Origin of the sequence: Microbacterium excoecariae (assembly GCF_011326725.1) — a bacterium.
GTDB classification, from domain to species: domain Bacteria; phylum Actinomycetota; class Actinomycetes; order Actinomycetales; family Microbacteriaceae; genus Microbacterium; species Microbacterium excoecariae.
The window spans coordinates 1,949,460-1,960,766 of record NZ_JAANCO010000001.1; the positions used below are offsets into that span (position 1 = coordinate 1,949,460).

The 11,307-nt window shown below is 72.5% G+C and carries 9 protein-coding genes; 8 read left to right on the forward strand and 1 reads right to left on the reverse strand.

Annotated features, from left to right (window positions below):
* The first annotated feature begins 5 nt into the window (after window positions 1-5).
* From nadA to G8E01_RS09110, 5 genes are read left to right on the forward strand one after another with little or no spacing between them, the layout of a single operon-like run.
* Window positions 6-1,304, forward strand: a complete 1,299-nt coding sequence (gene nadA, locus G8E01_RS09095) for a quinolinate synthase NadA (protein WP_166318782.1) — start codon at window positions 6-8, stop codon at window positions 1,302-1,304.
* Window positions 1,301-2,746: an L-aspartate oxidase gene (gene nadB, locus G8E01_RS12790; protein ID WP_240921237.1), complete on the forward strand. Its 1,446-nt coding sequence runs from the start codon at window positions 1,301-1,303 to the stop codon at window positions 2,744-2,746. Before nadA ends, nadB begins: the two co-directional genes overlap by 4 nt.
* Window positions 2,743-3,594 (forward strand): carboxylating nicotinate-nucleotide diphosphorylase, encoded by an 852-nt coding sequence (gene nadC, locus G8E01_RS12795; protein ID WP_338100780.1) that lies wholly within the window; start codon window positions 2,743-2,745, stop codon window positions 3,592-3,594. The genes nadB and nadC overlap by 4 nt, the downstream gene beginning before the upstream one ends.
* Window positions 3,594-4,715 (forward strand): cysteine desulfurase family protein, encoded by a 1,122-nt coding sequence (locus G8E01_RS09105; RefSeq protein WP_166318788.1) that lies wholly within the window; start codon window positions 3,594-3,596, stop codon window positions 4,713-4,715. Before nadC ends, G8E01_RS09105 begins: the two co-directional genes overlap by 1 nt.
* Window positions 4,712-5,401, forward strand: a complete 690-nt coding sequence (locus G8E01_RS09110) for an NUDIX hydrolase (RefSeq protein ID WP_338100781.1) — start codon at window positions 4,712-4,714, stop codon at window positions 5,399-5,401. Before G8E01_RS09105 ends, G8E01_RS09110 begins: the two co-directional genes overlap by 4 nt.
* A 6-nt stretch (window positions 5,402-5,407) precedes the next feature.
* On the opposite strand, the gene G8E01_RS09115 is transcribed toward G8E01_RS09110, so the two are convergent.
* Entirely contained in the window at window positions 5,408-7,276 is a 1,869-nt protein-coding gene (locus tag G8E01_RS09115; protein ID WP_166319830.1) for an ABC transporter ATP-binding protein, read from the reverse strand.
* A gap of 233 nt (window positions 7,277-7,509) precedes the next feature.
* On the opposite strand from G8E01_RS09115, the gene G8E01_RS09120 reads away from it, so the two are divergent.
* From G8E01_RS09120 to G8E01_RS09130, 3 genes are all read left to right on the forward strand, one after another.
* A complete protein-coding gene (locus G8E01_RS09120) occupies window positions 7,510-8,925 on the forward strand; it encodes an MDR family MFS transporter (protein ID WP_166319832.1) in 1,416 nt (471 codons plus the stop codon).
* A gap of 176 nt (window positions 8,926-9,101) precedes the next feature.
* Window positions 9,102-9,749 carry a YesL family protein gene (locus tag G8E01_RS09125; protein ID WP_166318791.1) on the forward strand — a complete coding sequence of 216 codons (648 nt, stop codon included), beginning with the start codon at window positions 9,102-9,104 and terminating at the stop codon, window positions 9,747-9,749.
* 15 nt (window positions 9,750-9,764) lie between these two features.
* Entirely contained in the window at window positions 9,765-11,297 is a 1,533-nt protein-coding gene (locus G8E01_RS09130) for an extracellular solute-binding protein (protein ID WP_166318794.1), read from the forward strand.
* Window positions 11,298-11,307: the final 10 nt, after the last annotated feature.

Consider the following 11,307-nt stretch of genomic DNA (forward strand, 5'->3'; position numbering starts at 1 on the left):
TCCTCATGCCCGCCACCCGCATCACCCTCGCCTCCCGCGCCGACGCCTCCGTGGCCGCCGCCCTCGTCGCCGGGACGGACGACTCCTGCACGACCGACCTCCAGGCGCCGCCCTGGGAGTTTGACCGCGTTCCCGGGTACGGCCCCGGCTCGTCGATGGCGGACGCCTTCCCGCCCGCATCGCCGGTCCAGGGAGAGCTGCCCGCGTCCTATCGCGCGGCGTCCGACGAGGAGCTGCACGACCGGATCCGCCGCGCGAAGGAGGCCCTCGGCGAGCGCGCGGTGATCCTCGGGCACTTCTACCAGCGCGATGAGATCGTCCAGCACGCGGACTACGTCGGGGACTCCTTCCAGCTCGCGCGCGCGGCGACGGAGCACCCGGAGGCCGAGGCGATCGTCTTTTGCGGCGTGCACTTCATGGCGGAGACGGCGGACCTCCTCTCGGGACCCGACCAGGCCGTCGTCCTGCCACACCTCGGCGCGGGCTGCTCCATGGCCGACATGGCGGACATCGACGAGGTCGAGGACTGCTGGGAGCAGCTCGAGGACGTGCTGGGGCCCCTCGACGAGCCGGGCGACGACGGCCTCGTCCCCGTCGTGCCCGTGACGTACATGAACTCCTCGGCCGCGATCAAGGGATTCGTCGGGCGCCACGGCGGCATCGTGTGCACCTCCTCGAACGCCCGCGCGGTGCTCGAGACCGCGCTCGCCCGCGGCCGGCGCGTGCTCTTCTTCCCCGACCAGCACCTGGGGCGCAACACCGCACGGGCGATGGGCATCCCTCTCGACCAGATGCCGCTCTGGAACCCCCGCCGGCGCCTCGGCGGATCCTCCGAGCGCGACGTGCGCGCGTCGCGGGTCCTGCTCTGGCACGGGTTCTGCTCGGTCCACCGCCGCTTCACGGTCGCGCAGATCGACCAGGCGCGCACGGAGCACCCCGGGGTGCGCGTCATCGTGCATCCCGAGTGCCCCATGGACGTCGTCGACGCGGCGGACGAGTCGGGATCCACCGACGTCATCCGCCGCGCGATCGAGGGCGCCACGGAGCCCACGACGTTCGCGATCGGCACGGAGATCAACCTCGTGCGCCGGCTCGCGGCTGAGAACCCGCAGCACACGATCTTCTGCCTCGACCCCGTCGTCTGCCCCTGCTCGACGATGTACCGCATCCACCCCGCCTACCTCGCCTGGGCGCTCGAGAAGCTCGTGGACGGCGAGGTCGTCAATCGCATCCGCGTCACGGGCGAGGTCGCCCGGCCCGCGCGCGTGGCGCTCGACCGCATGCTCGCGGCGACCCCCTCATGACGCGGGTGCTCATCGCCGGCAGCGGCGTCGCGGGCCTCGCGGCGGCGCTCGCCGCGGACGCGGCGGGCGCGGAGGTCGAGATCGTCACGAAGGCGGACCCTGCGGCCGGATCCACCTGGCACGCACAAGGCGGCATCGCGTGCCCCGTGGACGCAGGCGACCGCGCCGCGCACGCCCGCGACACGATGGTCGCGTCCGCCGGGCTCGCGGACGCTCGTGCGGTCGCCGCGCTCGTGGACGGATCCGCCGGCGCCGTCCGCGCCCTGGCCGACGCGGGCGTCGCGTTCGACCGCGACGCCGCGGGCGCCCTCGCCCGGGGTCGCGAGGGCGCCCACTCGCGGGCCCGCATCCTGCACGCCGGCGGGGACGCGACCGGCCGCGCGATCTCCCGCGCGCTGCTTCACGCGTGCCACGCCCGGGGGATCCGCCTGCTCTCCGGCGCAATGGTCGCGGAGCTCCTCCTCGATCGCGGCCGGGCCCGCGGGGCGCTCCTCACGGACGGCCGGATCCTCGAGGCGGACGCCGTCATCCTCGCCACGGGCGGGATCGGCGAGGCGTACCCGACCTCCACGAACCCCGCCGTCGCGACGGGCGACGGGATCGCCGTCGCCCTCCGCGCGGGCGCCCGCGTCGCCGACATGGAGTTCGTGCAGTTCCACCCCACCGTCCTCGCCCGCGGGGGGCGTTTTCTCGTCTCGGAGGCCGTCCGCGGCGAGGGCGCCCGGCTCGTCGACCGCGACGGGCGCCCCGTGATGGCGGGGATTCACCCGGCGGGAGACCTCGCCCCACGCGACGCCGTCGCCCGCGCGCTCGCCCGGGTCGAGGCGCGACAGGGCGGCGTCCCCGCGCTCCTGGACGCGACCGGCCTCGGCCGGGCGTTCCTCGCCCGCCGATTCCCGACGATCGACGCCGCGACCCGGCGAGCGGGGCTCGACTGGGCGCGCGAGCCGATCCCCGTCTCCCCCGCCCAGCACTACCTCATGGGCGGCGTGGTCACCGACCTTGACGGGCGCACGACGGTCGCGGGCCTATGGGCCGCGGGCGAGACCGCGCGCACGGGCGTGCACGGGGCGAACCGCCTCGCCTCCAACTCCCTCCTCGAGGGCGCCGTCTTCGGCGCTCGGGCCGGCCGCGACGCGGCGACGGCGACGCTGTCCGCGCCGCGGCGCCCGGATCCGGTTCCGCCGATCGAGGCGGAGGGAAGAGCGTTCGCCCGCGCCGACCTGCAGGCCGTGATGTGGGCGGCCGCGGGTCTGTTCCGCGACGCCCGCGGCCTCGCCGACGCGCGGCGCACCCTCGACGCGTGGGGTGGCGCGGGCGCCACACAGGAGGATCGCAACCTCCTCGCGGTCGCGCGGGCCGTGGTCGATGCGGCGGCCCGCCGGCGCGGATCCGTGGGCGCCCATGCGCGCACGGACGACGACGCGAGGGCCGCCGCGTGATCGCGCAAGGGCTCGTCGACGACATCGTCGCCCGGGCGCTGCGCGAGGATGCCCCCTGGGGCGACCTCACGGCCGCCGCGTTCCTCCCCGAACCCTCGACGGCCACGGCCGACCTCGTCGCCCGCGAGGCGGGCGTCTTTAGCGGCGGGGACGCGTTCCGCGCCGCGTTCGCGCTCACGGATCCGGCCATCCGCGTGTTCGAGGTGGCCGCCGAGGGCACCCCCTTCCAGCCGGGGGACGTGCTCGCGCGCGTCGCGGGGCCGGCGCGGAGCGTCCTTCAGGCGGAGCGGGTCGGGATCAACCTCGCGCAGCGGCTCTCGGGCGTCGCGACCCTGACCGCGCGGTTCGTCGCGGCCGTCGCCGGCACCGGCGTGCGCATCGCCGACACGCGCAAGACGACGCCTGGCCTGCGCGTCCTCGAGCGCGCGGCCGTCCGGGCGGGCGGGGGCGCCAACCACCGGTTCTCGCTGTCGGACGCGGTCATGGTGAAGGACAACCACCTGGCCGTCCTCACCGCCAGCGGCGCGTCGCTGACGGAGGCGCTCCGCGCGGGGATCTCCCGCCTCCCCCACACGGCCCACGTCGTCGTCGAGGTCGACGGGCTGGGCCAGATCGAGCCCGTGCTCGCGGCGGGCGTCGACACGATCCTCCTGGACAACTTCTCGCTCCCGGATCTCCGGGCGGGCGTCCGGCAGGTCGCCGGGCGCGCGCAGGTCGAGGCCTCGGGCGGCGTGACGCTCCGGCGCGTGGCGGAGATCGCGGCCACCGGGGTCGACGTGATCTCGGTGGGCGCGCTGACGCACTCGGCCACGGCGATCGACCTGGGGCTCGACGTCCGCGTCGCCTGATGCGCTACGTCGACAACGCCGCGTCGGCGCCGGTGACGGCGGAGGTGCGCGCCGCGATCGCGCCGTTTCTCACGACCGGGTACGGCAACCCCTCTAGCGCGCACGACGTGGGCCGGGCCGCGCACGCCGCGCTGGATCGCGCGCGCCGGGTCGCGGCCGCCGTCGTCGGGATGCGGCCCGCCGACGTCGTGTTCACCTCCGGCGGCACGGAGGCCAACAACCTGGCGGTGAAGGGCATCGTCCTCGCCGCCCGCGGGCGGCACATCGTGACGACGGCCATCGAGCACTCGTCCGTCCGCGAATCCGTGGCCTACCTCGAGCGCCTCCACGGCGCGCGGGTCACGGTCGTCCCCGTCGACCGCACGGGGCGCGTGGACCCGGACGACGTCGCGGCCGCGCTCACCGACGACACCGCGCTCGTCACGATCGGCCTCGCGAACAACGAGATCGGCACCGTCCAGCCCGCGGCCCGGATCGCGGCCGTCTGCCGCGCGGCGGGCGTCCCGCTGCACCTCGACGCCGTGCAGGGCGCCGGATGGCTGCCGCTGTCGTCCCTCGGCGCCGACGCCGTCTCGCTCGCCGGCCACAAGATCGGCGCCCCGCAGGGCACGGGGCTCGTCGCGATCCGGTCGCGGATCCCCGTGGAGCCGCTCCTGCACGGGGGCGGCCAGGAGCGCGGACGGCGCGCGGGCACGGAGTCGGTCGCGGGCGCCGTCGGGCTCGCCACGGCGCTCGCCGCGGCGGAGGCGCACCGGGAGGACAACGCCCGGCGCGTCCGCGGCCTGCGCGACGCGTTCATCCGCGAGGTCGAGGGGCGGATCCCGCAGGTCGTCGTGACGGGCCACCCGACCGAGCGCCTGCCCTCGATCGCGAGCTTCTGCGTGCCGGGGGTCAACGGCGAGGCGCTCCTCGTCGAGCTCGAGCGCGACGGGGTGATCGCCTCGAGCGGATCCGCCTGCCGCGCGGGGAGCACGGATCCGTCCCCCGTCCTGCTCGCGCTGGGCCTCACGCCCGACGAGGCCCGCACGGCCGTGCGGTTCTCGCTGGCGCACGACGATACGCGGCCTCTCGGCCCGGTCGCCGAGGCGCTCGCGGCCGCGGTGGGTAGGCTCGCGGTGTGACGAGCACAGAAGGCGACGATATCCGCGTGGCGGTGTCCACCGTGATCTTCTCGCTCCGCGCCCGCCCGGACGGCGACGTGCTGATGATCCCCCTCGTCCGGCGCACCCGCGAGCCGTTCGCCGAGCAGTGGGCGCTGCCCGGCGGGTGGCTCGGCGGCGCCGAGGGGCTCGAGGACGCCGCGCGGCGCACGCTCGGCGAGACCACGGGGCTGCAGGCGAGCTGGCTCGAACAGCTCTACGCGTTCGGCGACGTCGACCGCTCCCCCACCCGCGTCGTCTCCGTCGTGTACTGGGCGCTGCTGCGCAGCGACCTCGTCGAGCGGCAGCGCGCCGCGGCCGACGCCCCGGAGAACGTCACGTGGTTCGACGTCGACGACCTGCCGGCTCTCGCCTTCGACCACAACCGGATCGTGGACTACGCGGTGTGGCGGCTCCGCAACAAGGTCGGATACAGCCGTATCGCGGCCGGCCTCCTGCCCGACGAGTTCACCCTCGCCGAGCTGCGGCAGGTCTACGAGACCGTGCTCGGCCGGCGGCTCGATCCGTCCAACTTTCGGCGCCTGCTCGAGGGATCCGAGGCCCTGCTCCCGACGGACGGCTTCCGGACGGGCCCGCACCGACCCGCTCGGCTGTTCCGATACAACGCGGACGTCGAGATGGCAGACCGCGGCCCCCTGAGCGCGTAGGGCGGCCTACTCGAGCGCGCGCCCCGTCGCGAGCTGCTCGGCCGCGAGCTCCGCGTAGAGCCCGCCCGCCCGCACGAGGGTCTCGTGGGTCCCGGACTCGACGATGCGCCCGCCGTCGAGCACGTGGATGACGTCCGCGCCGATGACCGTCGACAGCCGGTGCGCGATCGTCAGGGTCGTACGCCCGCGCGCCGCCGAGGCGATGGCCTCCTGCACCACGCGCTCGCTCACCGTGTCGAGCGCGCTTGTCGCCTCGTCCAGGAGCAGGACGGGCGGGTCCTTGAGGAGCACGCGCGCGATCGCGATCCGCTGCTTCTCGCCGCCCGAGAGCCGGTACCCGCGCTCGCCGACAACCGTGTCGTATCCCGCCTCGAAGCCCGCGATGCGCTCGTGGATGTTCGCCTGGCGGCAGGCGCGCTCGATCTCGGCGTCGGTCGCGTCGGGCTTCGCGTAGCGGAGGTTCTCCCGGATCGTCGCGTGGAAGAGGTACGTCTCCTGACTCACGATGCCGACGTGATCGACGATGTCCTCGCCGGCCAGGTCCCGCACGTCGGCGCCCGCGAAGCGGACGGATCCGTGGGCCGCGAGATACAGGCGGGGCGTGAGATAGAGGACGGTGGTCTTGCCCGCCCCGGACGGACCGACGAAGGCGACGTGCTGCCCGGGTTCCGCGACGAAGCTCACGCCATCGAGCGTCGGGGCGGACTCGGCGGACGCGTCGGGGTATCGGAACGTCACGTCCCGGAACTCGATGCGCCCGAGCGGCCCCGGCGCGGCGGCCAGCGGGAGGGGATCCGGCCGGTCGACGATCGCGGGCGTCAGGTCCAGGTACTCGAAGATGCGCGCGAACAGCGCCGCCGACGTCTGGACCTCGAGAGCGACGCGCATGAGGCTCGTCAGCGGCATGAGGAGCCTCGCCTGCACCGTCGTGAACGCGACGATGGCGCCGGCGGTGATGGATCCGACCTCTCCCGCGATGAGAAAGCCCGCCGCGAGGTAGATGATCGCGGGAATCGCCGACATGAGGACGGTCACGACCGCGAAGAAGCCCTGCCCGCTCATGGTCTGGCGCACCTGGAGCGCGATCTGGTTGTCGTTCTCCGCCCCGTAGCGGGCCAGCTCCGCGCGCTGGCGGTTGAACGACTTCGACAGCAGGATCCCGGACACGCTCAGGGTCTCCTGCGTGATGGCCGTCAGCTCCGACAGGGACTGCTGAGTCTCGGACGCGATCCGCGCGCGCACCTGCCCCACGCGACGCTGGATGAGAACGAGCGGCGGCATGACAACGAGCGCGAGGATCGTGAGCCGCCAGTCGATGAGGGCCATCGCGACGATCGAGGCGATCACCGTGACCGTGTTCCCGAGAATGCTCGTGACCGTGCTCGTGAGGACCCCGGACACGCCCCCGACGTCGTTCTGCAGCCGGGACTGGATCACGCCCGTCTTCGTGCGCGCGAAGAACGACAGCTCCATGGACTGGAGGTGCTCGAACATGCGGACCCGCAGGTCGCCCGTGACGCGGTTACCGACGCTCGCCGTGAACCAGGTCTGCACCACCTGGACCAGCGCGCTCGCGACGTAGAGCCCGATCATGAGCCCGACGAGCGCGGCGAGGAGCGGAATGTTCACCGCGCCGGAGGCGGGAAAGAGCGCGTCGTCGAAGACGCGCTGAATCACGAGCGGCGGCACGACGCCGAGCGCCGCCCCGATCACGACGAGGAGCGCCGTCACGACGATGCGCGGCACGTAGGGGCGGAACAGCCCCGCGACGCGAGAGCCGAGGTGATCCACCCGGGGCGCCTCCGCGTTCAGCCGGCGCTGCGCGCGCTCGTCAATCGGCCGCATCCCGCGCCCTCCACCCATCGGTCGTCCCATGCTCACGGCTCGAGCCTATGCCCGCGCGGTGGGGGTGAAATCCGCGTAAATCTCGCCGGCAACGGAATGCCGGAAACCGAAGGGCGGTTAGTCTTGAACGTCTGCCTGCGAGGCGCCTTTTCGCCTGGCCCGAGGCGGACTCGGACCCTTCATACACGGAGTACTTCTTGACGACCGGAACCGGACCCGTGCGCGCCCCGAGCGCGACGCACGACACGATCGACCCCGCAGGGATGCGGGTCATCTGGCTGCTCCTCGTAGCCGCCTTCGTCGCCATCCTCAACGAGACGACGATGGCCATCGCCATTCCCGAGCTGAACGTCACGCTCGGGATCCCACCCGAGCAGGGGCAGTGGCTCACGAGCGCCTTCATGCTCACCATGGCCGTCGTGATCCCCACGACGGGCTTCCTCCTGCAGCGCTTCACGACGCGCCAGGTCTTCCTCGCGGCGATCTCGGCCTTCGCGCTCGGCACGCTCGTGTGCCTCGTCGCCCCCGGATTCCTCACGCTCCTCGTCGGCCGCATCATCCAGGCCGCCGGAACCGGCGTCATGATGCCGCTGCTCATGACGACCATGATGAACGTCGTCCCGGCCCGCTCCCGCGGGCGCATGATGGGCCGCGTCGGCATGGTTATGTCGCTCGCCCCCGCGATCGGCCCGACCCTCTCGGGCGTCGTCCTCGACACGCTCGGGTGGCGCTGGCTCTTCGGGATCATCCTGCCCATCGCGCTCGTGGCGATGGGTCTCGGCGCGAAGTGGATGACGAACCTTGGCGAGACGACGCACGCGCCCATCGACGTCGCCTCGATCATCCTCTCCGCCCTGGGCTTCGGCGGCATCGTCTACGGTCTCAGCCAGTTCGGCGGGCACGGCGCGGACGGATCCTCCGGCCCCGGCGCGCTGCCGTGGATCATCATCGCCGCCGGCGTCGTGTTCCTCGCGCTGTTCGTGTGGCGTCAGCTCGTGCTGCAGACGAAGGACGACGCGCTGCTCGACATGCGGGTCTTCCTCTCGCGCAACTACGTCCTGTCGGTGATCATCATGGCGGTCGTCGCGCTGTCGATGTTCGGCACGTTCTCCCTGCTGCCGCAGTACCTCCAGAACGTCGTCGGGCTCGACGCGACCCAGTCGGGTCTCGTCCTCCTGCCGGGGTCGATCCTCATGGGCGTCCTCGGCCCCGTGATGGGACGGATCTACGACGCGCGCGGCCCGCGCACGCTCCTCATCCCGGGCACGATCATGATCGCGGCCGCGATGTTCTTCTACGCGCAGGCCACGGTCGACACCCCCGTCTGGATGCTCGTCGGCATCCAGATGATCATGTCGCTGGGGCTCGCCGGATCCTTCACCCCTCTGTTCTCCGCGTCGCTCGGCTCGCTCGAGCGCCGGCTGTACTCGCACGGATCCGCGGCGCTCAACACGCTGCAGCAGGTCGCGGGCGCCGCGGGGACCGCGCTGCTCATCTCGATCTACTCGACGTACCTGCACGCGGGCGAGCTCGAGGGCCTTCCGACCCCCGAGGCGGGCGCGCCGGGCGCGCAGGCCGCCTTCCTCGTCGCGGCGTTCATCGCGCTCGTGCCGGTCGTCCTCGCGTTCTTCATCCGCAAGCCGGAGGAGGACGACGCGGCGCCCCACGTCGGCCACTGATCGCCTCCTGACGCAGACGCCCGCCCCCTCGATGCGAGGGGGTGGGCGTCGCTTTTTCCTGCGCGCAGGTCCGGGTGTCCCGACGACAGCGGGTGTGATACGTTTCACGGAAAGCGCTTGCCGGCACCGTCGCCGGCGCGTCGACGACGACGACAGCGCCCCGCATCGGAGATGACATGTCCGCGACACACGGGCCAACCTGGGCATTGCGCGCCCACGCGGCCAGCGAATGGGTGCTGTGGGTCGTCACCATCAACGCCCTCTGGTGGGTATTCACCCTCGCCGGCCTCGGACTCTTCGGCGCGGCGCCCGCGACGTTCGCCGCCGCCGAGCTCACGCGCCGCCAGCTGCGCGGCGAGCGCACCCGCCCGGTTCGCGAGTTCGCGTCCGCCTGGCGCCGCGAGTTCCTCCGCGCGAACGCGCTCCTCGGCCCGTTCCTCGTGGCCGCCGCGCTGCTGATCGGAAACGTCCTCGCGCTCGGTCCGGGCCCGCTCCGGGTCGCAGCGATCGCCGCCGGGGCGCTCGTGACGATCGTGGTCCACGCCCTCGTCCCGCTGTACGCGTGCTATGACCTCCGACTCGGCTCCTACGTCCCGACCGCCATGCGGTGGGCCGCGCGCAACCTGGCGCACGTGCTCGTGCTCCTCGCGGTCAGCGCGCTGATCGTCGGTGCCAGCGCCGCCGTGCCGGGGCTGATCCCGTTCGTCTCGATGGGAGCGATCGTCGTCGCGAACGCCGCGCTCGGCTCCGCCTTCTTCGCCGCGAACGAGCGCGCGCTCGCCGAGCGCACCTCCCCCACGTCCTCTCTTCCGCACCACCCCTGAACGAAGGAGTTCACCATGCACACACCCACCCGCCTCACCCTCATCGCGGGCACAGCCGTCGCCGCGGTGACGCTCGCCGGTTGCGGCGGATCCTCCGGATCCGCAAACGCGGGCGGCGAGATCGAGAGCCTCACGATCCAGGCCCCGTACCTCGTGACCAACGCCCCGCAGGACGGCAACGAGATCGAGACGGCCGTGGAGGAGGAAATCGGCGTCGACCTCGACATCAACTGGGCGCCGAACTCGTCGTACGAGGACCGCACGAACATCACGCTCGCCGGCGACGACGTCCCGCACGTCATGGTGATCCAGGGCAAGACCCCCGGCTTCGTGAAGAACGCCCAGGCCGGCGCCTTCTGGGACCTCACGGACTACCTCGGCGACTACGAGAACCTCGACACGACCTTCCCCGAGGTGCAGGAGTCGTCGAGCGTCAACGGCCAGGTGTTTGGGATCTTCCGCCAGCGCGACCTCATGCGCGCGACCGCCATCGTGCGCAAGGACTGGCTTGAGAACCTCGGGCTCGAAATGCCCGAGACCACCGACGACCTCGCCGAGGTCGCGCGCGCGTTCACCGAGGACGACCCCGACGGCAACGGCGCGGACGACACCTACGGGCTGATCATCCCGCAGTGGCCCGGGGCCATCGGCTCCAACAGCCCCTACGACGTCATCGAAACGTGGTTTGGCGCCGGCAACAAGTGGACGGAGCTCGGCGGAGAGCTCGTGCCGAACTTCACGACCGACGAGTGGTTCGACGCTGTGGAGTACGAGAAGGCGCTCGTAGACGGCGGCTACGTCAACGCCGACTACGCGACGTTTGACTCCGCCTCCTGGAACGAGCCGTTCCTCAACGGCGAGGGCGGCATCATCATCGACGTGCACTCGCGCGCGCAACAGCTCATCGGGCTCCTCAAGGAGTCCGACCCGGAGGGCTACGACCAGTACGTCGACGTCTCGGGGAACCTCACCGGCCCGGACGGCGAGCTGTACGCGCACCCGACCGACGGCTACAGCGGCTTCCTCGCCATCCCGAAGGCCCAGGTCCAGACGGAGGAGCAGCTGCGCCAGGTGCTCGAGATCCTGAACGACATGAACTCGCCCGAGGTCGCCCGGCTCATGAACAACGGCATCGAGGGCGTCACCTATGAGACGAACGACGAGGGCCTCGCCGTCGCGATCGACGACGCCCCGACGCAGCTGAAGGACGACGTGATGAGCTTCGCCCAGCTCGGCACGAACGTCACCGGCTTCCAGGGCCTCCGGCCCGCGCAGCCGACCGAGTACGAGCAGGAGATGTACGACAAGCGCCTCGCGATCGAGGAGGCGGACACGGAGTTCGCCGTCTTCAACGAGGCCGCCGCGTTCGTCTCTCCCACCTACGTCTCCAAGGGCGCGCAGCTCGACGTCATCGTCTCTGACGCCCGCCTGAAGTACATCGCCGGGCAGATCTCCCGCGAGGAGCTCGAGTCCGAGATCGCCCGGTGGCGCGCCGAGGGCGGCGACGACGTCATCGCCGAGATCAACGACCTCGCGGGCGACCAGTAAGGCCGACGCA